The organism is Streptomyces sp. NPDC058751, assembly GCF_042746485.1.
GTDB lineage: Bacteria > Actinomycetota > Actinomycetes > Streptomycetales > Streptomycetaceae > Streptomyces.
Genome location: NZ_JBHYPZ010000064.1, coordinates 1 through 25,464 on the forward strand (window position 1 = coordinate 1; position 25,464 = coordinate 25,464).

At 72.5% G+C, this 25,464-nt stretch carries 24 protein-coding genes and 2 pseudogenes; 12 read left to right on the plus strand and 14 right to left on the minus strand.

Annotated features, from left to right (window positions below; all coding sequences use genetic code 11):
- Together ACFW6B_RS38060 and gnd are read left to right on the plus strand one after the other, a co-directional pair.
- Nucleotides 1-495: pseudogene (locus ACFW6B_RS38060) on the plus strand (glucose-6-phosphate isomerase); the annotation flags it as partial.
- Between the two features lie 2 nt (nt 496-497).
- The gene (gene gnd / locus ACFW6B_RS38065) at nt 498-1,376 is read left to right on the plus strand and encodes a phosphogluconate dehydrogenase (NAD(+)-dependent, decarboxylating) (RefSeq protein WP_386603898.1); all 879 of its coding nucleotides are present in this window, start codon (nt 498-500) and stop codon (nt 1,374-1,376) included.
- A 168-nt stretch (nt 1,377-1,544) separates the two neighbouring features.
- Here gnd and ACFW6B_RS38070 read toward each other — a convergent pair whose 3' ends face one another.
- On the minus strand, nt 1,545-1,982 hold the full coding sequence (locus ACFW6B_RS38070; protein WP_386603900.1) for a PPOX class F420-dependent oxidoreductase: 438 nt from the start codon (nt 1,980-1,982) through the stop codon (nt 1,545-1,547).
- A 73-nt stretch (nt 1,983-2,055) separates the two neighbouring features.
- On the opposite strand from ACFW6B_RS38070, the gene ACFW6B_RS38075 reads away from it, so the two are divergent.
- The 3 genes from ACFW6B_RS38075 (at nt 2,056) to ACFW6B_RS38085 (ending at nt 5,350) form a co-directional block, all read left to right on the plus strand.
- Nucleotides 2,056-2,637 (plus strand): TetR/AcrR family transcriptional regulator, encoded by a 582-nt coding sequence (locus tag ACFW6B_RS38075; protein ID WP_386603902.1) that lies wholly within the window; start codon nt 2,056-2,058, stop codon nt 2,635-2,637.
- A complete protein-coding gene (locus ACFW6B_RS38080; protein ID WP_386603904.1) occupies nt 2,634-4,040 on the plus strand; it encodes an MFS transporter in 1,407 nt (468 codons plus the stop codon). The genes ACFW6B_RS38075 and ACFW6B_RS38080 overlap by 4 nt, the downstream gene beginning before the upstream one ends.
- An 83-nt stretch (nt 4,041-4,123) precedes the next feature.
- Entirely contained in the window at nt 4,124-5,350 is a 1,227-nt protein-coding gene (locus tag ACFW6B_RS38085; RefSeq protein ID WP_386603906.1) for a serine hydrolase domain-containing protein, read from the plus strand.
- 172 nt (nt 5,351-5,522) lie between these two features.
- On the opposite strand, the gene ribA is transcribed toward ACFW6B_RS38085, so the two are convergent.
- A complete protein-coding gene (gene ribA / locus ACFW6B_RS38090; protein ID WP_386603908.1) occupies nt 5,523-6,230 on the minus strand; it encodes a GTP cyclohydrolase II in 708 nt (235 codons plus the stop codon).
- A 38-nt stretch (nt 6,231-6,268) separates the two neighbouring features.
- Here ribA and ACFW6B_RS38095 point away from each other — a divergent pair, with 38 nt between their 5' ends.
- Nucleotides 6,269-7,030, plus strand: coding sequence for a creatininase family protein (locus ACFW6B_RS38095; protein ID WP_386603909.1), 762 nt, complete (start codon nt 6,269-6,271; stop codon nt 7,028-7,030).
- Between the two features lie 137 nt (nt 7,031-7,167).
- On the opposite strand, the pseudogene ACFW6B_RS38100 reads toward ACFW6B_RS38095, so the two are convergent.
- From ACFW6B_RS38100 to ACFW6B_RS38120, 5 genes and pseudogenes are all read right to left on the minus strand, one after another.
- Nucleotides 7,168-8,259: pseudogene (locus tag ACFW6B_RS38100) on the minus strand (lysylphosphatidylglycerol synthase transmembrane domain-containing protein); the annotation flags it as partial.
- The gene (locus tag ACFW6B_RS38105; protein WP_386603911.1) at nt 8,178-9,113 is read right to left on the minus strand and encodes a class I SAM-dependent methyltransferase; all 936 of its coding nucleotides are present in this window, start codon (nt 9,111-9,113) and stop codon (nt 8,178-8,180) included. The pseudogene ACFW6B_RS38100 and the gene ACFW6B_RS38105, both read right to left, overlap by 82 nt.
- Nucleotides 9,110-10,333 (minus strand): glycosyltransferase family 4 protein, encoded by a 1,224-nt coding sequence (locus ACFW6B_RS38110; RefSeq protein ID WP_386603912.1) that lies wholly within the window; start codon nt 10,331-10,333, stop codon nt 9,110-9,112. The genes ACFW6B_RS38105 and ACFW6B_RS38110 overlap by 4 nt, the downstream gene beginning before the upstream one ends.
- A complete protein-coding gene (locus ACFW6B_RS38115; protein WP_376454985.1) occupies nt 10,330-10,728 on the minus strand; it encodes a 6-pyruvoyl tetrahydropterin synthase family protein in 399 nt (132 codons plus the stop codon). Before ACFW6B_RS38115 ends, ACFW6B_RS38110 begins: the two co-directional genes overlap by 4 nt.
- A gap of 137 nt (nt 10,729-10,865) precedes the next feature.
- The gene (locus ACFW6B_RS38120) at nt 10,866-11,846 is read right to left on the minus strand and encodes a zinc-binding alcohol dehydrogenase (RefSeq protein ID WP_386603914.1); all 981 of its coding nucleotides are present in this window, start codon (nt 11,844-11,846) and stop codon (nt 10,866-10,868) included.
- A 108-nt stretch (nt 11,847-11,954) separates the two neighbouring features.
- On the opposite strand from ACFW6B_RS38120, the gene ACFW6B_RS38125 reads away from it, so the two are divergent.
- The 4 genes from ACFW6B_RS38125 to ACFW6B_RS38140 all read left to right on the plus strand — a co-directional run bounded on the left by ACFW6B_RS38125 (nt 11,955) and on the right by ACFW6B_RS38140 (nt 15,495).
- Nucleotides 11,955-12,761 carry a CDP-alcohol phosphatidyltransferase family protein gene (locus tag ACFW6B_RS38125; protein WP_386603916.1) on the plus strand — a complete coding sequence of 269 codons (807 nt, stop codon included), beginning with the start codon at nt 11,955-11,957 and terminating at the stop codon, nt 12,759-12,761.
- Nucleotides 12,762-12,956: 195 nt separating this feature from the next.
- Nucleotides 12,957-14,111, plus strand: a complete 1,155-nt coding sequence (locus ACFW6B_RS38130) for an ABC transporter ATP-binding protein (RefSeq protein WP_386603919.1) — start codon at nt 12,957-12,959, stop codon at nt 14,109-14,111.
- Nucleotides 14,108-14,824, plus strand: a complete 717-nt coding sequence (locus ACFW6B_RS38135; protein ID WP_386603921.1) for an ABC transporter permease — start codon at nt 14,108-14,110, stop codon at nt 14,822-14,824. The genes ACFW6B_RS38130 and ACFW6B_RS38135 overlap by 4 nt, the downstream gene beginning before the upstream one ends.
- On the plus strand, nt 14,821-15,495 hold the full coding sequence (locus ACFW6B_RS38140; protein ID WP_386603923.1) for an ABC transporter permease: 675 nt from the start codon (nt 14,821-14,823) through the stop codon (nt 15,493-15,495). The genes ACFW6B_RS38135 and ACFW6B_RS38140 overlap by 4 nt, the downstream gene beginning before the upstream one ends.
- Before the next feature lie 55 nt (nt 15,496-15,550).
- Here ACFW6B_RS38140 and ACFW6B_RS38145 read toward each other — a convergent pair whose 3' ends face one another.
- The 4 genes from ACFW6B_RS38145 to ACFW6B_RS38160 form a co-directional block, all read right to left on the minus strand.
- Nucleotides 15,551-16,162: an ATP/GTP-binding protein gene (locus ACFW6B_RS38145; RefSeq protein WP_386603924.1), complete on the minus strand. Its 612-nt coding sequence runs from the start codon at nt 16,160-16,162 to the stop codon at nt 15,551-15,553.
- Nucleotides 16,113-16,544 (minus strand): DUF742 domain-containing protein, encoded by a 432-nt coding sequence (locus ACFW6B_RS38150; protein ID WP_386603926.1) that lies wholly within the window; start codon nt 16,542-16,544, stop codon nt 16,113-16,115. The genes ACFW6B_RS38145 and ACFW6B_RS38150 overlap by 50 nt, the downstream gene beginning before the upstream one ends.
- A gap of 75 nt (nt 16,545-16,619) precedes the next feature.
- The gene (locus ACFW6B_RS38155) at nt 16,620-17,093 is read right to left on the minus strand and encodes a roadblock/LC7 domain-containing protein (RefSeq protein WP_386603959.1); all 474 of its coding nucleotides are present in this window, start codon (nt 17,091-17,093) and stop codon (nt 16,620-16,622) included.
- A 2-nt stretch (nt 17,094-17,095) separates the two neighbouring features.
- The gene (locus ACFW6B_RS38160) at nt 17,096-19,645 is read right to left on the minus strand and encodes an ATP-binding protein (protein ID WP_386603928.1); all 2,550 of its coding nucleotides are present in this window, start codon (nt 19,643-19,645) and stop codon (nt 17,096-17,098) included.
- Nucleotides 19,646-20,043: 398 nt separating this feature from the next.
- Between ACFW6B_RS38160 and ACFW6B_RS38165 the strand changes: the two genes are divergently transcribed.
- Together ACFW6B_RS38165 and ACFW6B_RS38170 are read left to right on the plus strand one after the other, a co-directional pair.
- Nucleotides 20,044-20,946 carry an ABC transporter substrate-binding protein gene (locus ACFW6B_RS38165; protein ID WP_386603930.1) on the plus strand — a complete coding sequence of 301 codons (903 nt, stop codon included), beginning with the start codon at nt 20,044-20,046 and terminating at the stop codon, nt 20,944-20,946.
- Nucleotides 20,947-21,072: 126 nt separating this feature from the next.
- Complete coding sequence (locus ACFW6B_RS38170; RefSeq protein ID WP_386603932.1) at nt 21,073-22,905, plus strand: aromatic amino acid ammonia-lyase; 1,833 nt, start codon at nt 21,073-21,075, stop codon at nt 22,903-22,905.
- 39 nt (nt 22,906-22,944) lie between these two features.
- Here the strand turns inward: ACFW6B_RS38170 and ACFW6B_RS38175 are convergent, their stop codons facing one another.
- The 3 genes from ACFW6B_RS38175 to ACFW6B_RS38185 form a co-directional block, all read right to left on the minus strand.
- On the minus strand, nt 22,945-23,349 hold the full coding sequence (locus tag ACFW6B_RS38175; protein WP_386603934.1) for a hypothetical protein: 405 nt from the start codon (nt 23,347-23,349) through the stop codon (nt 22,945-22,947).
- A gap of 67 nt (nt 23,350-23,416) precedes the next feature.
- The gene (gene oxc, locus ACFW6B_RS38180) at nt 23,417-25,171 is read right to left on the minus strand and encodes an oxalyl-CoA decarboxylase (protein ID WP_386603936.1); all 1,755 of its coding nucleotides are present in this window, start codon (nt 25,169-25,171) and stop codon (nt 23,417-23,419) included.
- Nucleotides 25,168-25,464 (minus strand): formate dehydrogenase subunit delta, encoded by a 297-nt coding sequence (locus ACFW6B_RS38185; RefSeq protein WP_386603938.1) that lies wholly within the window; start codon nt 25,462-25,464, stop codon nt 25,168-25,170. Before ACFW6B_RS38185 ends, oxc begins: the two co-directional genes overlap by 4 nt.

Consider the following 25,464-nt stretch of genomic DNA (forward strand, 5'->3'; position numbering starts at 1 on the left):
GGCCAGCACGCCTACTACCAGCTGATCCACCAGGGCACCAAGCTGATCCCCGCCGACTTCATCGGCTTCGCCAACCCGGCCGGTGAACTGAGCGAGGGGCTCGCGGCGCAGCACGACCTGCTGATGGCGAACTTCTTCGCGCAGACCCAGGCGCTGGCGTTCGGCAAGACCCCGGACGAGGTCCGGGCCGAGGGCGTGCCGGAAGAGCTGGTGGCGCACAAGACGTTCGGGGGCAACCACCCCACCACCACGATCCTGGCCGCCGAGCTGACCCCCTCGGTCCTGGGCCAGTTGATCGCCCTCTACGAGCACAAGGTGTTCGTCCAGGGCGCCGTCTGGAACATCGACTCCTTCGACCAGTGGGGCGTCGAGCTCGGCAAGGTCCTCGCCAAGCGCGTCGAACCCGCCCTGACCGAAGGCACGGACGTCCCCGGCCTCGATCCCTCCACGGCCGCACTCGTGGCCGCTTACCGCAACCTCCGAAAGAAGAACTGACCATGCAGCTCGGACTCATCGGCCTCGGCAAGATGGGCGGCAACATGCGCGAGCGGATACGCCGCGCGGGGCACACCGTCATCGGCTACGACCGCAACCCGGACCTCGCCGACGTGCACGGCCTCGCCGAACTCGTGGACGCGCTGGAAGGCCCGCGCGTGGTCTGGGTGATGGTGCCCGCCGGCGCCGCGACCCAGTCCGTCATCGACGAACTCGGCGGCCTGCTGGAGGCCGGCGACACCGTCGTCGACGGCGGCAACTCCCGCTGGACGGACGACGAGAAGCACGCCGAGGAACTGGCGGCCAAGGGCATCGGCTTCGTCGACGCCGGTGTCTCGGGCGGTGTGTGGGGCCTGGAGAACGGCTACGCGCTGATGGTCGGCGGCGACGCCGAGAACATCGAGAAGGTGCGGCCGGTCTTCGACGCGCTCAAGCCGGAGGGCGACTTCGGCTTCGTGCACGCCGGCAAGGTGGGCGCGGGCCACTTCTCCAAGATGGTCCACAACGGCATCGAGTACGCCATGATGCAGGCGTACGCCGAGGGCTGGGAGCTCCTGGAGAAGGTCGACTCGGTCACCGACGTGCGCGAGGTCTTCCGCTCCTGGCAGGAGGGCACGGTCATCCGCTCCTGGCTGCTCGACCTCGCCGTCAACGCCCTGGACGACGACGAGCACCTGGACAAGCTGCGCGGCCACGCGGAGGACTCCGGCGAGGGCCGGTGGACCGTGGAGGCGGCCATCGACAACGCCGTCCCGCTGCCCGCCATCACCGCGTCCCTCTTCGCCCGCTTCGCCTCGCGGCAGGACGACTCGCCGCAGATGAAGATGATCGCGGCGCTGCGCAACCAGTTCGGCGGCCACGCCGTCGAGTCGGCCAAGTAGGACGGACCCGGCACGCCGGGCCGCGGCGCCTCAGCGCCCGGTCCGGCGCCCCGGTCCGGCGCCCCGGTACGCCCCCGGGCTGGCGCCGCGGGGCGGCGGGTCCGGCACGGGGCGATCACACGTCAGGTCGCGTGGCGGCCACGGACCGGGCCGCGGGGCGGCCGTACCTCAGCGGGCGGGAATCCCGTACGCCCGCTCCACGCGCAGCCGCAGCACCAGCCGGCCGTCGCGGACCATGGCGGCACGGTAGTCGTCCCAGTCCGGGTGCTCGCCCTGGACGTCCCGGTAGAGCCTGACGAGCTCCTCCACGGTCGCGTCGTGCGGGTCCCCCGCCACGGCCGTCAGCTCGGCCGTGCCCTCGGCGACCGTGTACGCCCACCGGTCCGCACTGGTCACGTGGTACGACGCCCGCGGGTCCCGGCGCAGGTTGCGGGTCTTGGCGCGGTCGTCGGTGAGCGACACGCGGATGACCCCCTCGTCCGGGTAGTAGGCGTGGTTCACGTTCGAGAGCTGGGGCCGGCCGTCCTTCTTGAGGGTGACGAGCACCCCGCCGTCGTACTCGGAGAGCAGCTTCAGCAGTACGTCCCGGTTCGCTTCCTCAGTCATATCCGCGTCAACGCTCCGGACGCGCCGCGTCATCCCGTAGACAGTGTCTACTCGCGAATGGTAGACACTGTCTATGAGTGAACCGGAGAACACCGGACTGAGGACGCGGCTGATCGACGTCGGAGTCGATCTCGTGACGGCGGAGGGGGCGCAGGCGCTGACCCTGCGCGAGATCGCCCGCAGGGCGGGCGTCTCGCACGGCGCTCCCCGCCGCTACTTCCCGACCCATCTGGAGCTGCTGTCCGCCATCGCGCGCCGCGGCTTCGCCGACCTCCAGGAGCGCGCGGCGAAGGCCACCGGCGGGACGGGGGACGGCCCCCGGGCCCGGCTCGCCGTCCTCGCGGGGGTCTACCTGGACTTCGCGTCGTCCCAGCGCGGCATGTACGAGCTGATGTTCCGTCACGACCTGCTGGAGAGCAGCCGGTTGGGACTGCGCGAGACGAGTATGCCGTTGTTCGGGACGCTGGTGGAGCTCGTCGGACGGGTGCGCCCGGAGGCCGACGCCCGGATCGTCGCCGGTGCCCTCTGGGCGAACCTGCACGGCATCGCCCAACTGTGGGGCTGGGGGAGCCTGAAGCTCGCCACGGACGCCGACGACCACGCCCCCCTGCTGAAGGCGGCGCTCGACGCGCACCTCGGTCCGGAGGAGCGATGAGGACGGCCCGCTCCGCCACGGCCGCCGCGCACCCCTCCGCTCCCGGTGCGGCGCACCGCGGGATCACCCTCGCGAGCAGCGTCGTCGGGGCCGTGATCGTGGCCCTCGACGGTACGGTCCTGACCGTCGCGCAGCCCACGCTCCAGCGCGATCTGGGCGCCTCGTTCGCGCAGGTCCAGTGGACCAGCACCGGGTACCTCATCGCGGTGGCGGGCCTGCTGGTGTTCGCGGGACGCCTGGGGGACCGCCACGGACACCGGCGGATCTTCGCCCTCGGCATCCTGGGCTTCGGGGCGGCGTCGGCCGGTATCGGCCTCGCGCCCGGGATCGGCTGGGTGATCGCCCTGCGGGTCGTCCAGGGCGTCTTCGGCGCGCTGCTGCAGCCGGCCACGCTCGGCATGCTGCGCACGGCGTACCCGCCCGACCGGCTCGGGACGCCCATCGCGCTGCGGGCGAGTGCCATAGGGATCGCCGCGGCCGCGGGTCCGCTGCTCGGCGGCACCCTGGTCGGCCACTTCGGATGGCGGTCCGTCTTCTTCCTGAACGTGCCGCCCGCGCTGGCGATGGGCGTGGCCGCGCTCGGCGTCCGGGCTCCCGCCGCCCCGAAGGAGGCGGCGGACCGCCCCCGGGCGGCCGACGGCCTCGACGTGCCGGGCGCCTGTCTGCTCACCGCCGCCCTGGCCGTCCTGGTGCACACCCTGGTGACCGTGCCGGAGGCCGGCTGGACGGCGGCGACCGCGGCCGAACTGGCCGTGGCCGCCGTCGTCGGCACCGCGTTCGTACGGCGGCAGCGCCGGGCCGCGAGTCCCCTGGTGCCCTCCGAGATCCTCGGCTCGGCGACCATCGGCGCGGCGCTCGGCATCCTGGTGGCCGTGTCCGCCGCGATGCTCGGCACCCTGTTCACCGCCAGCTACTTCCTCCAGCGCACCCTGGGTCTCGGCCCGCAGGAGACGGGCCTGTGGGCGCTGCCCGCCGGAGTGACGATGGTGCTCGGGGCTCCCCTCGCCGCCGTCCTCGTGCGCAGGGCCGGCCCGCGTCGGACCGCCGTGGCCGGAAGCCTCGCCCTCACGCTCGGTGTCCTGCTGCTCGGCCGGCTCGGACCGTCGTCCACGGCCGCGCCCGTCACCTGCGGCTTCCTGCTGCTGGGCGCCGGTTTCGTGACGGTGATGGTGACCGCGACGGCGGTCGCCGTGCGGCACGCCTCCGCGGCGTCGGCCGGTGTGGCGGGCGGACTGCAGCAGACGGCGATGAACATCGGGCCCACGCTGGGGATCGCGGTGGCGGCCACGCTGATGTCGCTGACGCCCGGCGCCCCCGTCGGCCCCCCGCTGACCGCGCTCGCGGTCTTCTCCTCGGCGGGGGCCCTGCTCGCCCTGAGGCTCCCGGGGCACAAGGACACGTGAGGACCGTCCGGGAACGCCCGCCCGGCGCTTCACCAGCCCGTTTGGGACGATGAGGGACACGAGCCGCAGTCCGGAGGAAAGTCATGGGACATCTGCGAGAGGAAGTCGAGCCGGGATCCGTCGGTCTCGACCCCGGGGCGCTGGACCGGCTCGACCGGCACTTCGCCGCCCTCGTCGACGACGGCCGGCTCCCCGGCTTCCTGGTCTCCGTCGCCCGGCACGGGCAGGTCGCCCACCTCACCACGTACGGCCTGCGCGACCGCGCGGCGGGACTCCCGGTGGAGAGCGACACGCTGTGGCGGATCTACTCCATGACCAAGCCCGTCACCTCGGTCGCGGCGCTCGTGCTGGTCGAGGAGGGCCGCCTCGGACTCGACGACCCGGTGGCCGGCTTCCTCCCCGCGTTCGCCGAACCACGGGTGTACACCGGCGGGAGGGGGCCGGACACGACGACCGGGCCCGCCCGGCAGCCCGTCCTGGTCCGCCACCTGCTGACCCACACCGCGGGCCTGACCTTCGGCTTCTACCACGCGCACCCCGTCGACGGCCTCTACCGGGACGCCGGTGTGGAGTCCTCGGTGGCACCGGGCGCCGACCTGGCGGAGACCTGCGAGGTGTACGCCCGGCTGCCGCTCCAGTTCGAGCCGGGCACGCAGTGGAACTACTCGGTGGCCACCAACGTCCTCGGCCGCGTCATCGAGGTGGTGTCCGGCCAGGACCTCGACGTCTTCCTGCGACGACGTGTCCTCGGACCGCTCGGGATGACGGACGCCGGCTTCCTGGTCACGGACGAACAGGCGGGCAGACTGGCCGAGTTGTACGGGGAGGACGACGACGGGGAGCTCGTCCCGATCGCCGGTCTCCCGCTGCGGGGCCGGCCCCGCTTCCTGTCCGGCAGCGGGGGGATGGTCGCCACGGCCCACGACTACCACCGCTTCATGGAGATGCTCCGGCGCCGCGGGGAGCTCGACGGAACCCGTCTGCTGCGCCCCGGGACCGTGGACCTGATGGCGTCCAACCAGCTGCCGGGCAACGCCGACCGGCGCTCCTTCGGCAGCCCCGTCCACCAGGAACCCGGGAACGCCGGCCTCGGTTTCGGCCTGGGCGTCTCCGTCGTGGTGGACCCGGCGGTGACCCGGTCCCCCTCCGTGCGGGGCGCGTTCGGCTGGAGCGGGGTGGCCACCACGACCTTCTGGGTCGATCCGCGGCACGATCTGACCGTGCAGTTCCTGAGCCAACTGCGCCCGAGGGCTTCCCACTCGGTCTTCCCCGACCTCAAACGGCTGGTGCACGCGGCGGTACGCGCGTGATCGCACCCCGGCCGTCCGGCCGGCGCGGTACGCGTCCCGTACCCGGGGACCGGGCGCCGCGGCGGTCACGGCCGGTCCGGTCCGGGGCTCTTGTTCGAATCGCCCCGGACCGGTCACCCCGCTTCCGTAATCCGCCTCCGGTCATCGTCCCGCTTCCGTCGTCCGGCTTCCGTCACTCCTCGGTGGCGACGGTCTTCACCGAGCCCGCGAAGATCGCCTTCGCCCACTCCTCGCCGTCCAGGTGGGGCAGGTGGTGGTCGAGGCGTTCCCGCTTGGTCAGCAGGTAGGTGAGGTTGTCCTCGCACGGGGGTATCAGGAGCGGCACCTGCTCGGCCACCTTGATGCCGTGGCGCAGCAGCGACTCGCGCTTGCGCGGGTTGTTCGACAGCAGCCGCACGGACCGTACGCCGAGGTCGTGCAGCATCTCCGCCGCGACCCGGTAGTCACGGGCGTCCACCGGCAGGCCGAGGGCGACGTTCGCCTCGACGGTGTCGAGCCCCTCCGCCTGGAGCTTCATCGCCTTGAGCTTGGCGAGCAGGCCGATGCCCCGGCCCTCGTGGCCGCGCAGGTAGACGAGGACGCCCCGGCCCTCGGCGACGATGGCGCGCAGCGAGGCGGTGAGCTGGGGGCCGCACTCGCAGTGCTGCGATCCGAAGGAGTCCCCCGTCAGGCATTCGGAATGCAGCCGGGCCAGGACGTCCCCCTTTCCGAGCGTGTCCAGGTCGCCGTGGACGAGGACGACTTGTTCCTCGCCGCGGTCGTGGTCGAGGTAGCCGACCGCGTGGAAATCGCCGTACTCGGTGGGGAGCGGGGCGATCACGACTCGTTCGACACCTGTGAGGGGGGCATTCCCGCCGGGGACGCCAAAGTTATCTGTCATGATCTGGTTCCTAAGCAGAATCGAAAGGGCCGTGAAAGATGAGTAGTTCGGGATCACGCGTGATGGTGTCCGGTGTGCTGCCGCTGGACACCACGGAGGATGTCCGCGAGCGGGGGGCCGGTGTCGCCCGCCAGGTCGCCGTCCTTCCCGTCGGCAGCCTCGAACAGCACGGCGCGTACCTGCCCCTGACGACCGACACACTGGTGGCGTGCGCCATCGCGCGGGAGATCGCGGCAGCCTACCCTGTGCATCTTCTTCCTCCGGTGACGGTCTCCTGCTCGCACGAGCACGCGGCCTGGCCGGGCACCGTCAGCATCTCCGCCGTCACGCTGTACGCCGTCGTCCGCGACATCGCCGCCTCGTTGCGGCGATCGGGCGTCGACACCCTGGTCGTGGTCAACGGGCACGGAGGAAATTACGTACTGGGCAATGTGGTCCAGGAATCCGCCGGCACCGGTACGCGCATGGCGCTTTTCCCGGCCATGGAGGACTGGGAGGGCGCGTGCGAACGGGCCGGTGTGCAGACGTCGTTGCTCACGGATATGCACGCCGGGGAAATCGAGACGTCGATTCTCCTGCACGCCCATCCGGAATGCGTCAAAGACGGTTATGAGACCTCCGATTTCGTGGCCGACGACCGTCGGCATCTGCTCACTCTCGGCATGGCGGGCTATACCGAGTCCGGGGTCATCGGCCGTCCCTCGATGGCCGGCGCCGAGAAGGGGAAGGAACTCCTCGCCGGGCTGGCCGAGGCGTTCGGGGCGTACTTCTCCTTGGTGACGTCCGAGACGCTGCACTGATCGGGCCCTCCCGCGCTCTCCTCCCGGGGGCGCCGGAGCGTGGCACCCCACCGGACGACCAGGACCACGGCACCGGGCAGGCTCGCCGCGAGGCTGAGCACGCCGTAGATCACCGCGACGGTCAGTCCCGTGCCGGCGCCGAGCCCGGCGGCGCCGAACGCCCAGGCGGTGGCGCCCTCGCGGGGGCCCCAGCCGCCGACGTTCAGCGGCAGCCCCATGGCCAGCAGGGCCAGCAGGGCCAGTGGCGTCAGCCGGGCGACGGACGCGGTGGATCCGGCGGCCCGGGCGGCGAGCACGAACATCGCCACGTGTCCGGCGAGCACCAGGACCGACGAGAGCGTGACTCCGGGCCAGCTGCGCCGGGCCAGCAGGGCACCCCGGGCCTCGGCGAGCGCGCCGCGGACGGCTCCGTACCGTCCGCCGCCGGGGGAGGTCCGCCGCCTGCGGACGACGCCGAGGATCACCGCGGCGCACACCGCGACGAGGGCGAGGACCAGCGCGGTCTCACGGGCCCGCGCGAGCACGGGGGACGGCTGGGTGAGCAGCACGACCGCTCCGACGGCCACCAGCACCGCCTGTCCCGCGGTGCGTTCGAGCACCACCGCGCGCACGCCCCGGCCGATGTCACCGGCGCTCTGCCCGTGCCGTACGGCCCGGTGCACGTCGCCGAGGACCCCGCCGGGCAGCGCGGCGTTCAGGAACAGCGCGCGGTAGTAGTCCGCGACGGCGGCGCCCAGCGGGAGTTCGATGCGCAGCTCGCGCGCGACGAGACACCACCGCCAGGCGCTGAACACCGTGGTGAACAGCCCGATCGCGAGAGCCACCGTCAGGGTGGCCGTGTCGATCCGGCGCAGTCCGTCCACGAACACCCCGGTACCCAGCCGCCAGAGCAGCACTCCGAGGATGAGGACGCCGGCTGCGGTGCCGAGGTGCTTGCGCACCCGGCCCGCCGTCCGCCGGGCCCGGGGGGCCGTGCCGGCCTCAGGGCCCGCGGAGTTGCCGTCCGGGGCGGAGCCCGGCTCGGCGCCCGCGGGGTCCGGAGCCGTCGAGGCGCCGGACTCCGCGGGGACGTTCAGGTGCGGGCCGTCGAACTCCGGGGCGGCGGCCGCCTGAGCGGCGGCCGGTCCCAGCGTCTCCAGGCCCGCGCTCACGCCGCACCCCCGACGGGGTGGGGCAGCGCCAGCACGTCGCTGTGGTGGACGACGACCCGCAGCTCGCCCGCGGCGCACGCGGCCAGCCGGGACTCCAGATACGCTTCCGCGCGTTCCGCCAGCTCGGGGCGCTGCTCCACCGCCGCGCCGACCCAGCCGCGCAGCCACTCCGCGGTGAGCTCGGCCTCGTCGGGGCCGAGCCGCCAGGGGCTCGGGTGCACCCGTACGGTCGCGTCGTGGCGGGCGAACGCCTCGCAGGCCGCGGTGACGGCGTCCGGGCCGAGCAGGTCGCCGCGCCGCTGGTGGGCGTTGAACGCCTCGGTGATCTCGGCGTCCAGCGGGTCGGCCGGGGTGAGGTCGACGCGGCCGGCGACGGACAGCGTCAGCAGGGCGGGCACTCCCGCCCCGGCGCAGGCCGCCGCGAGCCGGTCGATCTCCTCGCCCGTGAGCACGTCGAGCAGTGCCGAGGCGGTCACCAGGGAAGCGCCGGCCAGGGCGTCCGCCGTCAGCCGTCCGATGTCGCCGCGCTGGGTGGTGACACCGACGTGGCTGCCGTCGGCCGCCGCCGTGGGCGCCCCGACGGTGGCGAAGTGCAGCAGGTACGGGTCGCGGTCGTGCAGGATCCAGTGCTGGGCGCCGTCGAGCCGGGGTGCCAGCCAGCGGCCCATGGAGCCGGTGCCGCAGCCGAGGTCGTGGATGGCCAGGTCGCCGCCGCGGACCGGCCGGTTGGCCAGCCGGATGCGCAGCGGGTCGAGCAGGTCGACCGCGCGGGCGGCGGCGTCGGCCGGTTCGCGCAGCTGGAGCCACTGGGGCGCGTAGCGCACCTCCTCGGCGTCGGGGTCGCCGACTCGCTGACCGGGCACGCTGGTCTTCACCTTCTGTTCGGGGGTGCCGGAGTCCGGCCCGCTCGTGGGAGTGGTCGCGGTGCTCATGCCGCCCTCCGGGGTTCCTGGGGCAGCCGGCCGAGCACACCGGCCAGGCTGCGCGCGGTGGTCGCCCAGCCGTCGAGCGCGGCGCGCCGTCCGCGGGCGGCGGCCTTCAGCCGGCGGCGCACGTCGGCCTCGCCGAACCAGCCGCGCAGCTCGGCGGCGAGTGCCGCCGGGTCCTCCGGACGTACGAGGATGCCGGGCACTCCGCCGTCGGGGGCGACTCCGACGGCCTCGGGCACTCCGCCGACGTCCGTGGCGAGCACGGGGATGCCGCGGGCCAGGGCCTCGGTGACGGCCATGCCGTAGGTCTCCGCGTAGGAGGTGAGGACCATGAGGTCGGCGGCGGCGTAGCTGGCGTCGAGTTCGGCGCCGGCCTGGGGTCCGGCGAGGTGCAGCCGGTCGCCGAGGCCGTACTCGGCGATCAGGGAGCGCAGGTGCTCGACGTAGGCCGGGTCCTGGCCGAGACCGCCGACGCAGACGCAGCTCCAGGGCAGGTCGGTGACGGTCGCGAGGGCCTCGATCAGCCGGTGCTGGCCCTTGCGCGGGGTCACCGAGGCGACGCACAGCAGCCGCGAGACACCGTCGGTGCCGGAGGCGAGCGGTGCGATGTCTGCGCCGGGCGCGGCGGCGTGGACCCGGTCGGGGGCCAGGCCGTGGTGGGCGACGAGCCGGCGGACGGCCCATTCGCTGGTGGCCACGACGGCCGACACGGCCCGCAGCGTCGTACGTTCCAGGGCGTCCAGCTCGGCGGCCACGGCGGGCTCGAGCCCCGTCTCGTCGCCGAGCGGCAGGTGGACGAGGACGACGAGACGCAGCCGGTCGGCCTCGGGGGCGACGATCTCGGGGACTCCGCAGGCGACGATCCCGTCGAGGAGGACGACCGTGCCGTCGGGCAGGTCGGCCAGCGTCCGGGCGAGCTCCGTGCGGGCGGCGGCGGTGGGGCGGGGCCACTCACCGTCGAGGACGTGCCGCTCGACCTGCCAGCCGAAGCCGGGCAGGTCGAGGCAGAGCCGGCGGTCGTAGGCGTTGCCTCCGCTCGGCGTCGCGGGGTCGTCGACGCCGCCCGGCATGACGAAGTGCACGGTGCGCAGGGACATGGGGATGATCTCGGCGTTCTTGAGAGCCGCGTTCTGCACGGGCACGTAGTTCAGGGCGCCGGGTCCGGCGGCCTGCGCGGCGCGGCCGGAGAGCGGGGACGCCTTGTCGAGGGTCACGTCGGTCACAGGTCACGCTCGTAACTCGCCCAGGCGATGTGCGACTCGTGGAGGGTGACGGTGATGCCGGTGAGGCCGTGGGCGCCCGCGCCCAGGGCTCCGGCGTGCACACGGTCGGCGAGCCGGTCGGCGATGACCTTCGCCAGGAACTCGGTCGAGGTGTTGGTGTCCTTGAAGTCCGGCTCGCTGTCGAGATTGCGGTAGTTCAACTCGCTCACGACGGCGCCGAGCTCCTGCGTGGCCAGTCCGATGTCGACCACGATGTTGTCGTCGTCGAGCTCGGGGCGACGGAAGGTGGCGTCCACCAGGAACGTCGCCCCGTGGAGGCGCTGCGCGGGTCCGAAGACCTCGCCACGGAAGCTGTGGGCGATCATCAGGTGATCGCGGACGGTGATGCTGAACAACGGACGACCCTCCAGGTGCGGTGCGTCTGATCCCCTGCCGGGATCACGTCGTGTAGTACGGCTGTCCAGCTCACCTTGTTCAGCCGCGTGTCGCCCTTTCTTCGGAGTCCGCAGAGGTCAGGCCGGTTCTCTTCGGCTCAAACCTCTTCGTAGGCGACTCGGTGACACAGGGCGGGTATCGATCCGGAGGCGAGTTTCCCCATCACGTCCGGGAGTTCTCCGAAGGAACACTCGCCGGTGACCAGGGCGTCGAAGGCCGGTTCGGCGAGCAGCTCGAGGGCGAGCGCGAGCCGGTCCGCGTACGTCCTTCCGGCCCGGGCGGAGGAGGAGACGGAGCCCACCTGGCTGCTGCGCAGGGTCAGCCGGCGCGAGTGGAAGGCCTCCCCGAGCGGCAGGGCGACCCGGCGGTCTCCGTACCAGCTCAGCTCGACGAGGGTCCCCTCGTGGGCGAGCAGACCGAGGGAGAGGTTCAGTCCGGCCTCGGTGGCGCTGGCGTGCACGACGAGGTCGAGTTCGCCCTCGGCGTCCTCGGGGAGCGCGAAGTCGACGCCGAGCGCGCGGGCGACGGCCTCGCGCGCCGGGTCGGCGTCGACGAGCTGGACGCGCACTCCGGGGAAGCGGGCGAGGAGGGCGGCGACCGAGCAGCCGACCATGCCGCCGCCGACCACGGCGATCCGGTCGCCGATGAGCGGCGCGGCGTCCCACAGGGCGTTCACCGCGGTCTCGACGGTGCCGGCGAGGACGGCGCGGGAGGCGGGAACCGACTCGGGCACGACGGTCACGGCGCTCGCCGGGACGACGTAGCGCGTCTGGTGCGGGTAGAGGCAGAAGACCGTCCGCCCGACCAGGTCCTCCGGTCCTTCCTCCACCCGGCCGACACTCAGATAGCCGTATTTCACGGGGGCGGGGAAGTCCCCGTCCTGGAACGGCGCGCGCATCGAGGCGTGCTGGTTCTCCGGGACCTCGCCGCGGAACACGAGGGTCTCGGTGCCCCTGCTGACCCCGGAGTAGAGCGTACGGACCAGTACCTCGTCCTCCGCGGGCTCGTTCAGGACTACGTCACGGATCTCGCCGTGGCCCGGAGATACGAGCCAGAAGGCGCGAGCTGTGAGTTCCATGAGCGTCCCCCTGAACGAATCCGCAGATCTTCACGTACGGAGCAGTGACAAGTCGCGGACACGGTACGCGGCGATGATCGAATCTGTCATTCGGCCGGAGGATCTGCGGTGGCCCTGAACAACACGTACGGCGCAAGGCTCCCCCAGCAGGAGACCATGGTGGGAGCCGGTGTGCAGCTCCTGGTGCTGGCCCTGCTGGGCACGGCGATCGGGATGGGGCCGGCGGGCTGGCTGACCGGCCTGGTGTTCGCGTTCGCCACCTGGGCGGTGCTCACCCGCGCGCTGCGGCGCACGCAGCCCCGCTCCTTCGGACCCGCCAACCGGGTGACGCTCGGCCGCGCGATCCTGGTCGGCGGGATCACCGCGCTCGTCGCGGACTCCTTCGAGAGCTCGCCGCCGGTGAGCCTGCTCGTCGGTCTGACGGCGGTCGCGCTGATCCTCGACGGCGTCGACGGCAAGGTGGCCCGGCGGACCGGCACGTCCTCGGCCCTGGGCGCCCGCTTCGACATGGAGGTGGACGCGTTCCTGATCCTCGTGCTGAGCGTGTACGTCGGGATGTCGCTCGGTCCGTGGGTGCTGCTGATCGGCACGATGCGGTACGCGTTCGTCGCCGCCGCCCGGGTGCTGCCGTGGCTGAACGGCGAGCTGCCGCCGAGCATGGCGCGCAAGACGGTGGCGGCCCTGCAGGGCGTCATGCTGCTGGTCGCGGGCTCCGGACTCCTGCCGTACGGCGCCCAGATGGCGCTCGTGCTGACGGCGCTCGCGCTGCTCGTGTGGTCGTTCGGCCGCGACATCGCGTGGCTGTGGCGCCAGGGTGGCCGCGGCCCCGCCGAGGAGACCCGCCCGTCCCGGGAGACCGGTCAGCAGCGGGAACTGGTCACCGCCGGTTCGGTCCCCGTGGGTTCCGGGAGCTGATCGTCCAAGCGCCCGGGACAGGGCGGGAGTTGACGGAGGCTCCGGGAGCCGGGCGCGTCCGGAAGAAGGCGGACGGACGCACGACATTCATGATCTGTCATCGCCGGGAACGAACATCGATTGACTAGACTACGCACCCTCGTGCACGTGATCGCGCCACGCGCGGGCAAGTCCGTTCCCGAAGGGTTTCGACGCTTGATAGCCATCGAAGATGTCAGCAAGCGATACGCCGACGGCACGGTGGCCGTCGATCGCCTGTCCCTGCAGATCCCGGACCACTCCATCACCGTTCTCGTCGGCCCCTCGGGCTGCGGCAAGACCACCACGCTCCGCATGATCAACCGCATGGTCGAGCCGAGCAGCGGCACGATCAGGGTCGACGGCGAGGACATCCGCTCCCGCCCGGTCAACGCCCTGCGCCGCTCCATGGGTTACGTGATCCAGAACGCCGGGCTCTTCCAGCACCGGACGGTCCTCGACAACATCGCCACGGTGCCCCGGCTGCTCGGCTGGTCCAGGCAGCGGGCACGGGAGCGCGCGGCGGAACTGATGGAACGGGTCGGCCTCGACCCGGCCATGGCCCGCCGCTACCCGTACCAGCTCTCCGGCGGACAGCAGCAACGGGTCGGTGTGGCAAGGGCGTTGGCGGCCGACCCGCCCATCCTGCTCATGGACGAGCCGTTCTCCGCGGTCGACCCGGTCGTACGCCGGGGTCTGCAGGAGGAGTTGCTGCGCATCCAGGGCGAACTGGGCAAGGCCATCGTCTTCGTCACCCACGACATGGACGAGGCCATCACCATCGGCGACCACATCGCCGTACTGCGCACCGGCGGCAGGCTCGCCCAGTTCGCGGCTCCCGACGAGATCCTCTCGTCGCCGGCCGACCCCTTCGTCGAGGAGTTCCTCGGCTCCGACCGGGGCATCCGCGGTCTGTCGTTCCTGTCCACCCGCGATCTCGCACTCGACCGCTCCCGGGTCTTCCCCGTCGGCTCGGACTGGCGGGAGATCGCCGCGCGCGGGCCCGAGGGGGCGCCCGTGCTGGTGACCGACGCCGACGGCGGGCCGCTCGGCTGGGCCGACCCCGCGAGCTGGGACGGAGAGGCCGGGGACCTCGAACCGTACGGCCCGAGCTTCGAGGTGGGCCGCGACTCGCTGCGGGTCGCCCTGGACCGGGCCGTGCTGTCGCCGACCGGACAGGCCGTCGGCGTCGACGGCTCGGGGAAGGTGCTCGGGGTCGCCGGACAGGAGACGGTCGCCGCGGCGATCCGGTCGGCCCGGGGGCGACGGGCGGCGGACGCCGCGCCGAAGACACCCGCGGCGAAGGCTCCCGCGGCGAAGGCCGGGCGATGAACGAGTTCTTCGAGATGCCGAGCGCCATCCAGCACAGCTACGGCGGTCTGATCGCCCTCCACATGGAGGAGGCGCTGGTCCCCGTGCTGGCCGGCCTGCTGCTGGCCCTGCCGATCGGACTGCTCTGCGTCCGCTTCGACCGGCTCTACGCGCCGGTGCTGTGGACCTCGACGGTCCTGTACGCGATCCCCTCGATCGCCTTCTTCGTGGTGCTCATCGACTACACCGGGCTGAGCCTGCCGACGGTGATGATCCCGCTGTGCCTGTACAGCCTGGTCGTGCTCGTGCCGGCCGTCGTCGACGGGGTCCGCTCCGTCCCCGAGGAGACGAACGCCGCCGCCTCGGCCATGGGCATCGGCCTCGCGCGCCGCTACTTCCAGGTCCAACTGCCCATCGCCGTACCGGCGATCGTGGCCGGACTGCGGGTGGCCGTCGCGTCCAGCATCAGCCTGGTGAGCGTCGGCGCGCTGATCGGCAACCAGGGCGCGTTCGGAAACCTGCTGACCTACGCGCAGTTGTACGGCCGCCCGCGGCTCGCCGTGACCGCGGTGGTCACCCTGGCCGTCCTCGCGGTCGTGATCGACGCGCTGCTGGTCCTGCTGCGGCGGGTGCTCACTCCCTGGCAGCCCCCGTCCGGCCGCGCCGCCGGCCGCACCGCCGGGCGCTCCGGGGCCACGGACGCCGCCGCCCGTCTCCCGGAGGGCACCTCGTGAACGTACTGCACTTCATGCAGGCCTTCTTCAGCGACGGCTCCCACTGGCACGGCTACGACGGCATCCCGCAACGCGTGTGGGAACACGTCCAGTACACGGCCGCGGCCCTCGCGATCGCGTCGGCCATCGGTCTGCCGGTCGGGCTGGTCACCGGGCACACCGGGCGCGGCGGCAACGTGCTGGCCTTCCTGGCGGCCGGGGCCCGCGCGCTGCCGACCTTCGGACTCCTGGTCCTGATGTTCGTCTGGCTGGGCCTCGGCATCGTGCCGGTGATGATCCCGCTCGTGGTGCTGGCGGTCCCGCCGGTCCTCGTCACCACCTACGAGGCGATCCGCACCGTGGACCCCTCCCCCGTCGACGCCGCCCGCGGCATGGGCATGCCGGAGGCGCGGATCCTGTTCCAGGTCGAGGTCCCGGCGGCGCTGCCGCTGATCCTCAGCGGGCTGCGCTCGGCGACGGTGCAGATCGTCGCCACCGCCACGATCGCGGCCTACGTGTCCCTCGGCGGGGTCGGCCGGTACATCCTGGACGGGATGTACCAGCACGACTACGAGAAGGTGGCGGGCGGGGCCGCCGTCACGGCCGTCCTCGCGCTGCTCGTCCTCGTGCTGTTCTGGGGCGTGGGCCGGGTGGCGGTCTCCCCCGGGGTGAGCTGGCGCCGGACCTCGTAACGAGGCGGGGGCGGGGACGGCCCGAGGGCCGTTCCCGCCCTCCCGGAAAGCGCCCTCAGCCCTCGGCCCTGGCGAGGGCGTGCTCCAGGACGACGAGCAACGCGTCCCGCACGGACCCCCGGTCGCGGGCGTCGAACACGGTCAGCGGCACGTGGTCGGCGACGTCGAGGGCCCACCGTACGTCGTTCAGATCGTGTTCGACCTTGCCGTCGAAGGCGTTGACGGCCACCGCGAAGGGGATCTCGCGGTGCTCGAAGTAGTCGACGGCCGCGTAGCAGTCGTCGAGCCGCCGGGTGTCGACGATCACGAGCCCGCCGAGCGCGCCCTCGACGAGGTCGTCCCACATGAACCCGAACCGCTCCTGGCCGGGGGTGCCGAACAGGTAGAGCTTCAGGGTCGGGTCGAGGGTCACGCAGCCGAAGTCCATGGCGACGGTGGTCGTCACCTTCGCCGGGGTGTGGCTGAGGTCGTCGACCCCGGCCGCGACCGAGGTGATGGACGCCTCGGTGGTCAGCGGCTCGATCTCCGAAATGGCCCCCACCGTCGTGGTCTTGCCCACGCCGAAGCCGCCCGCGATCACCATCTTCACCGGCAGCGGCGGCCGGGGACGCTCGTCGTCATCCCTCACGGATCGCGCCCCGGGAGTCGGGGACAGCTCGGAGACCATCGATCACCCTTCGCAGAACAGTGACATCACGGTTGGAGCGGGCCTGCGGCGCGTACAGGGCCAGTTGGCCGTCGGCGCGCAGGTCGTCGGCGAGGACCCGGACCACGTTCAGGTGCATCCTCAGTCTCGCCGCGATCTCCGCGAGCGACTGCGGCTCGCGGCAGACCGAGATGATGTCGCGGTGCTGATCGAACACGAAACGGTCCAGCGCCGCCAGCCCCACACGCGTGGCCACCACCTGTGTCTCGATCGGGATCGGCGGTACGAGACTGTCGCCGCCGGCGATCCGTCCCGCGGTCAGCAGGAACGGCCGGACGACCGAGACCGGGCGTTCCGCCCCCCGTTCGGCGTCGTCGCCGGCCAATGGCTCGCCGGACGTCATCACGTCCTCCCCCTTCAACTCTGCGCGCATCACCGGTCATGTGACACGCCGTCGGACATCGGCCGGCCGGTGCGGTCAGCCGGCCGGCGCGACGCCCACCGTCCTCTTCAGCTCCATCACCAGCTGCGGACTGAGCACCGCGCCGGCCCTGTTGGCGAAGAGGGTCATCTCGTAGGCGATGTTGCCGAGTTTCGCCTCCTTGGAGGTGACCACTCCGAGCACCGCTCCGGCGCCCAGCGCCGACACCAGCACGTGTCCCTCCTCCAGGTCGATGATGACCTTGTTGAGGCCCCCGAGGCCGTAGTTGCCGGAGGCCCCCATGGCGAGGCTGGTCATTCCGGAGACGATCGCCGCGAGCCGCTCGGAGTCGGCCTGGCCGCGCAGTTGGGAGACCGCGATGAGCAGTCCGTCGGAGGAGACGCCGATGACGTCGACGACCCCGGCCGTCTCGGTGGCGAATCGGTTGAGCAGCCAGTTGAAGTCGGCGGCGGCGGCCTTCACGTCCGCCGCGCCGTCCGCTGTCCGGGACTCGGGCCCGCCTGTCCACATGGTCACGTGCTCATGCCTTCCGGGGATGAGGGTCTTCTGTCGGTGTCGGTCCCGGCCGGACCGACGGGTCTGCCGCCCGGCCGGGTCACCGAGGCCGTGCGGTCCTCGGTGGCGCTCTCGCGTTCGGCCCGCATGACGGCGGCCTCGAACTCGTCGAGTTCGGACCGTGCGGCCTCGGCGTCCGTGGGCTGCCAGGAGGGCGGCCTGCGGTGGGTGGGGGGTTCCGTGGGCCGGGGCAGCCGGCTCGCCGCGGTGCCGGCCGACAGGGTCGCCCCGCGGACCCGGCGGCGCAGCGGACCGGCGTCACCGGAGCGTGCCGGGCCGGTGGGCGCCGGGTCGGCTCCGCTGCCGGGCCGGGCGCCGCCGTGCGTGGTGGCGCGCTCGGCTCCGGTGTCGGCCGCCTCCGAACGGCGGGCGTGGCCGGAGGACTCGGCGGCCCGGGACCAGGAGGGCACCCTGCGGGGCAGGCCCGAGGGGCCGCTCGGCGCCTCGACGCGGGCCTTGCGCGGCTCGTGGGCACCGGCGCGGCGCACGGGCGGCTGCATGCGCGGGACCCGCGCGGCGGAGCCCTGGTCATCGGGCACGAGGTGGACGGCGGGCACCGCGACGGTGACGGTGACACCTCCGCCGGGGGTACGGGACAGGGCGACCTCGATGCCCCAGCGCCGGGACAGACCGCCGACCACGAACAGACCGAGCACCTCCGTGGGCGCGAGGTCGAGGCGCTCGCGCCGGATCAACCGGGCGTTCTCCTGTTCCAGCCGCTCGGGTCTCATGCCGAGTCCGTGGTCGATGATCTCCACGAGGGCTCCGCCCCCTTGGTGACGGGGCCGCAGGACGACCTCGACACCACTGGTCGCCGGGGAGAACATCACGGCGTTCTCCAGGAGTTCGGCGAGCATCAGGGTCAGATCGCCGACGATGTCCGGGACGACGGTGACATCGCCCTCGGCGTGCGGGGTGACGCGCTGGTAGTCCTCGATCTGGCCGAGCGCGGCGCGGACGATGTTGCTGAGCCGCATCGGTTCGGTGGTGAGCCCTGTCTCGCTGATCCCGGCGAGCAGCATGAGGCTGTCGGCGTTGCGCTGGAGGCGGACGGCGATGTGGTCGATGCGGTAGAGCCGGTCCAGTACCTCGGGGTCGGTCTCGCCGCGCTCCACGGAGTCGATCAGGGAGAGTTGGCGGGCCGTCAGGTTGCTGACCCGGCGGCCGACGTTGCCGAACATCTCGGCGGTGTTGCGCCGGCTGACGACCTGGCGTTCCAGCAGCGCGCCCGCGGTGACCTGGACCTGGTTGAAGGCTTCGGCCAGTTCGCCGATCTCGTCGCGCACCGGCACGGGAACGGCCTCCAGCCGCGGCGGGCTCGCGTCGTCGGCGTCGTCGTCGGCGACGCGGGCGAGTTCGCTCCCGGCGGCGCCGGCCACGTGCTTGGCCGCCGCCGTGAGGGTGCGTACGGTCCGTACCACCGAGCGCCGGATCAGCACGGAGAACAGCAGCCAGGCCGCGAAGGCGGCCAGGATGCCGGTGATCAGCCAGACCACCCGCCACCAGGCGGCGTTCGAGGCGGACTGGGCGCTTTCCGCGATGCCGTCGATCAGCGACTGGACGATCTTCAGCCGGTTCTCGGCCTGCCGCTCGTAGGTGGGGCCGGCGCGCAGCGCCTCGTCGAGCGCGGCCCGCAGCTGGGTCGCGTTCTCGGCGACCAGCGCTCCGGTGTCGACCTGGAGCGCGGCCCAGTGCTGGGTGATGACGCTCTGGTACGGGCTGTGCTCGATGCCGGCGAGGTCGGAGCCCTGTTCGGAGCCGGCGAGCCGGGTGAACCGCTCGGCCTGGTAGCTGTACTGGTCGTAGTCGCCGACGGCGCCGGTGAACTCGATGAGCGCGTTGGCGTCACGCGTGCGGGCGGCGAAGACACTGGTCTCGAACGAGGCGTGGGCGGTGTCGGCGCGCAGCAGCGCGTCGAGCAGGTTGCCCGCGGACGCGGAGGACTCACTGCCCGACCGGCCGAGACCGAGGCCGTCGATGAGTCCTTCGATCACCGATCCGTAGGCGGGATCGATGTTGTCGGCGGGGATCGGCCCCTGCTCGACGGTCTCGCGGAGGCTGTCCAGGCCCTCGAGTTCCTTCAGCACCTGGGCCTCGCCGTCGGGCAGCCGGTCGCCGTAGGCGGCCCGGACCGCTTCGATACGGGTGGTGACCTTGTCCTGCGCGGCCAGATAGGCGGCGGTGTCCGGGGCGCTCTCCCCGGGGCGCGCGGCCTCGTGGCGCAGGGAGACCAGCAGCGCCTGCCGGTGCTCGGTCTGCACGGCGTCTATGAGTTTCGTCACCTGCGTGCTGTCGCGCACGAGTCGGGCGGTGTCGGCGGCGGACCTGGCCTTGCCGATCTCGCCGGAGACGACGTAGGCGAGCATCACCGAGATGACGGCGAGCGGCACGATCACCAGGACGTTGAGTTTCCGGCGGAAGGGCCAGCGGTCCAGCAGAGACGGTGTCCGACCGGTCCCGAGAGCAGTGGACGGCTGCTCCGAGGCGGCTTTTCTGTGCGCGGGCACCCAACCTCCTTGACTTCATTCCCCGTTGGAAGCCCGGATACAGGCCTGCATGGATCAGTGGTCACGAGCAGCGCGATCGGGCCGACAAGTGGAAGGGGGCCCTCGACGCGGCCAACACTAGCGGCTGCCGTCAGAGCGCGGCCATGATCAATCGAAAAGTGACACGCGAAGACGCCTGATTCGCTCCCGTTTCGGTCACGTTGCGCCTACGGGCTGAAGCTGCACGGTCCCCATCAGTGATCTATTCGTGTCTTGACGGTAGTTGAGACGGCTCGATTGGATCGTCGGGACCGTCACCCGTGCCCACCAGTCACCAACCGCCCCACCGATTGCCAAGTCTGGATGAACAAGTGACCATCGCCAGAAGCACTCGAACCTCCGCAACCTCCGCTCTCTCCTTGCTGGTTGTGGCCGCCGCCGCGCTCACGGGCTGCGGCTCCTCCGACGACTCGGGCAACAAGGACCCGTTGAAGGGAGACACCGCCAAGGCCGGTACGGTCGTTGTCGGTTCGAACAACTTCCCCGAGAGCATCCTGCTCGCCGACATCTACGGCGAGGCCCTCAAGTCCAAGGGAATCAAGGTCAGTTACAAGCTGAACATCGGCAGCCGCGAGACCACGTACGGACTGATCAAGAACGGTACGATCACGGTCCTCCCGGAGTACAACGGCGCGCTGCTCGCCTACCTGGACGGCAAGGCCGCTCCGGCGAGCACCGAGGAGACCAACCAGGCCATCTCGGCCAAGCTCGACCCGAAGCTGTCCCTGCTGGAGTCCTCCGAGGCCCAGGACAAGGACGCGGTCGCCCTGAACGAGGCGACGGCCGAGAAGTACGGCCTCACGGAGAAGTCGACCATCGGCGACCTCGCCGACGTGGCGAAGGACCTGGTCCTCGGGGGCTCGCCCGAGTTCCAGACCCGGCAGCAGGGCATGAAGGGCCTGAAGTCCGTCTACGGTCTCGATTTCAAGAGCTTCAAGGCCCTGGACGCGGGCGGCCCGCTCACCGTGGCGGCACTGAAGGGGAACAGCATCCAGGCCGCGGACCTCTTCACGACGGACCCCGGGATCGACAAGAACAAGTTCGTCGTACTGCAGGACCCCAAGGGTCTCTTCGGGTTCCAGAACGTGACTCCGCTCACGTACAAGAGCGCTCTGCCCGCGGCCGGCGTCTCGGTCCTCAACGACATCTCGGCGAAGCTCGACACCGCGACCCTGGTGAAGCTGAACAGCGAGGTGCAGGACGGCAACAAGGACCCGCTGGACGTCGCCAAGAACTGGCTGGCCTCGGCGAAACTGGGCTGACACCGGCGTCCGCGACCGGATGACGGTCGCCCGGGCCGGGAGGGCGTCCTCCCGGCCCGGGCTCTTGACGGTGACGGTGTACGGCTGAGGAGTGGACGCCCGTCATGTGAGGAGTGGACGCCCGTCATGCTCGAACGCACGGCCGGGACCGGCCCCGTTCCCTGCGCCCCCGCCGCCTGCGGTCCGACTCCCCGCGATCCGGCCGTCGGCCGCCCTCCCGGCGGTCGCCCGGCCACCGACGCCCCGCCCGTCCGTTCGGCCCCTGGTGCCCCGGCCGCCGGGAGCCCACCGGCCCGTGCCGTCCTCGACGGCCGGCGTCTCGATCCCGCCACGGTGGCCCGGATCGCCGACGGGGCGCCGCCTCCTTCACCGTGCCCGGCGGCACTCGACGCGATGGAGCACACCCGGCGGGCCGCGCACCGGCTGGCGGCCGAGGGTGCCCGCGTCTACGGACGCAGCACCGGAGTGGGAGCGCACCGGGGTCTCGCCGTCGAGGAACACGACGGCGCGGGCCACGACCTGCGGCTGCTGCTGAGCCACGCGGGCGGGGTGGGCGAGGCCCTGCCGGCCCGCCGGGTCCGCGCGATGATGGCGGTGCGCCTCAACCAACTCCTGTCCGGTGGGTCGGGGTTGGGCCCCGAGATCGCCACGGCCGTCGCGCGGGCCCTGCGGGCGGGAGTGCACCCCCGGATTCCCGAGCACGGGTCCGTGGGCACCGGTGATCTGACCGCGCTGGCCCGGCTCGGGCTCGCGCTCTTCGGCCACGACACCTGGATGCGGGACACCTCGGTCGCGGAGCGCCGTGCCCTCGGCGGTCCGCCACCCGGGGGTCCGTCGCCCGAGGGCCCTCCGGCCGGGGTGGCACCGGACGGGCCTCCGCTCCCCGGGCCCGGGACGGCACCGGCCGAACCTCCCTTCCCCGAACCCCTCCCCCTCCGACCCGGCGACGCCCTGGCCCTGCTGAGCAGCAACGCCCTCACCCTCGGGGAGTCCGCGCTCGCCTGGCACGACCTCGGCGTCCCGCTGCGTGCCGCACCGCTCGTGGCCGCGCTCGCCCTGCACGCGGTGGACGGATCCCTCGAACCGTACGCGCCGGAGGTCCACGAAGCCCATCCGCACCCGGCGATCGCACGGGTGGCGGCATGTGTCCGGTGGCTGCTCGGCGCGGCTTCCGGCACGGGGGCGGGGGTGCCGGGCCCGCCGGGAAGCCCGGTACCGGGGCCGTCGGGAAGCCCGCCCCCACGGGTGCAGGACCCCTTCGGTTTCCGGTGCTTCCCGCAGGCCCACGGCCCCGCGATGGAGGCGTGGTCCGGCCTGGAGCGGGTGCTGTCCGTCGATCTCAACTCCGCCACGGAGAACCCGCTGATCGGCTGGGACGAGGTCACGGGCGCTCCCGTCGCCCGGCATCACGGCGGTTTCTTCGCCGCCCCGCTCACCCTCGCGCTCGACCGGCTCGGCCTCGCCGTCCTCGGCACGGCCCGGCTCTCGGCGGCCCGGCTGTCCGCCCTCGGCCGTCCCGAACTGACCGGCCTGCGCTCCTACTTGGCCGACGCCGCGTCGGCCGGGTCCGGGATCATGATCCTGGAGTACAGCTCCGCCTCCGCCCTGGCCGAGATACAGGCGTGCGCCACCCCGGCCTCGCTCGGACATGCCGTGCTGTCCCAGGGCCTGGAGGAGGCGGCGACCTTCGCGACCCAGGCCGCCCGCAAGTCGCTGCGGGCGGCGGAGGCGTACCGGCTGGTCCTTGCCTGCGAACTCGTCGCCGCCGTAAGGGCGTTGCGCCTGCGGGGCACTCCGCCCGCGCCCGGCACCCCGGCCGGCCGCGCCTACCTCCGCGCGGCGGCGGCACTGGACCCGGACATGCGGGACCGCCCCCTCACCGACGACGTGACCGCGGCCGCGGCACTGCTCGACGGGTTCGCCGAACTCACCGACGGCCACTCCGACGCGGACGACTGACCCCGCACGTCCCGGAACGCGCCCGGCCCGGAAAGGGGTTCAGACCACCCGGCGGTCTCTCCCCGCCCCGCTCAGCAGCCACTGCCAACGCCGGCGCTCCGTCACACAGGTCACGGCGGCCAGTACGGTGACCGGGACCGCCGCCCACACGGGCCACGCGATCCACGAGGACACCACGGCGGCGGCGAGTTGAAGCAGCACCAGCAGCACGGTCACCCAACCCGGCACCGGCACGACCACGTTGGCCTTGTCTCCCGGCGTCGAGAAGACCGTCGGCAGACCGATGAGCAGCACCACGGAAGCCACGGCGAGCGGCCACGAACGGTCGGACAGCGCCCAGGGGGTGGCCACCCAGGCCACGATCTCCGTCGCGAAGCGGAGCACGGACGGCACGCGGTCGTCGGGCCGTCCCGACGCGGTCGTTCCGGGAGCGGCATCGGTCACCGCGAAACGATCCCACGCCGGGTCCCCGATCACCAGACCCGCTCGCCCCCGGGAAGGGGTTCGCGGCTCACCTCGCGGCCGCCGCGATGTTCCCGCCCGTGATCCCCTTCGGGTTCAGGTGGGCGATGTGGCCGCTCTCGGTGCCGGCGGAGGGGTCGATGACGCAGTCGACGAGCGCCGGGCCACCGGTGGCCAGCGCCTCGGTGAGGGCGGCGGTGACCTCGGCGGGCGTGGTCGCGCGGTAGCCCCTGCCGCCGAACGCCTCGATCATCCGGTCGTGGCGGGCCGCGGACATCAAGGTGGTCGGCGAGGGAGCGTCGCCCAGGGGATTGACGTCGTCGCCGCGGTAGACACCGCCGTTGTTCATGACGACCGTGACGACGGGCAGCCCGTAGCGGCAGATCGTCTCCAGTTCCATGCCGCTGAACCCGAAGGCGCTGTCCCCCTCCACGGCGACGACCGGGGCGCCGCCGCTCTCGACGGCGGCGGCGATCGCGTAGCCCATGCCGATGCCCATGACCCCCCAGGTGCCGCTGTCGAGGCGGTGCCGCGGTACGTGCATGTCGATGACGTTGCGCGCGATGTCCAGCGCGTTCGCGCCCTCGTTGACGATGTACGTCTCCGGGTGTTCGCGCACCACGTCGCGCACGGCCTTCAGGGCGCCCATGAACTGCATGGGGTGCGGGTCGGCCCGCAGCCGCTCCGCCATCTTCGCCACGTTCCGCGCCGACCGCGCGCCGAGTTCCGCGCGCCAGGCGGCGGGGGCCGTGATCCGGCCGGGCTTGGCGCGCTCGGCGATCGCGTCCAGCACCGACTCGATGTCGCCGACGAGCGGGGCCGCGATGGGCTGGTTGCTGTCCATCTCCCCGGCCTCGATGTCGACGTGGATGAACCGGGCGTCCGGGTTCCACTGCGGTGCCCGGCCGTGGCCCAGCAGCCAGTTGAGGCGGGCGCCGACAAGCATCACGACGTCGGCCCGCTTCAGGGCCAGCGACCGGGCGGTGGCCGCCGACTGCGGGTGGTCGTCGGGCAGCAGGCCCTTGGCCATCGACATCGGGACGAACGGGATGCCGGTGGACTCGACGAACTCGCGGACGCGGTCGTCGGCCCTCGCGTACGCGGCGCCCTTGCCGAGCACCAGCAGCGGCCGTTCCGCGCCCGCGAGCAGTTCGACGGCCCGGTCGACCGCCTCGGGCCCCGGGAACTGGCGCGGGGCGGGGTCGACGAGACGGCTCAGCGTCCTCGCGCCCGCCTCCGCGTCCATGACGGAGCCGAGCACCGCGGCGGGGATGTCGAGGTACACCCCGCCGGGGCGGCCGGAGACGGCGGTGCGCAGCGCGCGGGCGATGCCCCGGCCGATGTCCTCGACGCGGCTCACCCGGTAGGCCGCCTTGCAGAACGGCTGCGCGGCGGCGAGCTGGTCCATCTCCTCGTAGTCGCCCTGTCGGAGGTCGACCAGATGGCGCTCGCTGGAACCGGAGATCTGCACCATGGGGAAGCAGTTGGTGGTGGCGTTGGCCAGCGCGACCAGACCGTTGAGGAACCCGGGCGCGGACACGGTCAGACAGATGCCGGGCTTCTTGGTGAGGAACCCGGCGGCCGCGGCCGCGTGCCCCGCGTTGCTCTCGTGCCGGAAGCCGATGTAGCGGATGCCCCGCGCCTGCGCGAGGCGGGCGAGGTCGGTGATCGGGATGCCGACGACCCCGTAGATCGTGTCGACGTCGTTCATCCGCAGCGCGTCGACGACCAGGTGGTACCCGTCGGTGAGCTGGGTCTTCGCGCCGGTGTCCGCCGTGGTCTCCGGTGTCGAGGTGGTGGTCATGGTCCGGGATCCTCCTTGGCAGGTCCTGTCGTCACGGTCGTTCCCGTCTCCGCCCGCGGCCCGTTCTCCCGCGTCCGGGACCCCCGCAGGAGCCGTACCGCGGCGATCACCAGCGGGTGCAGCCCCTCGGCTCCCTCGTCGGTGTGCGCGAGGAGGCGGGAGCGCATGCGGGGGTCCCAGAAGCGGCCTATGTGGGCCGCCACGGCCTCGGCTGCCGACTCCTCCGGCAGGTGGCCGAGGTTCACGGCGATGTCGTTGGCCATCCGGCGCTCCGGTGGCACGGTCGCCGTCAT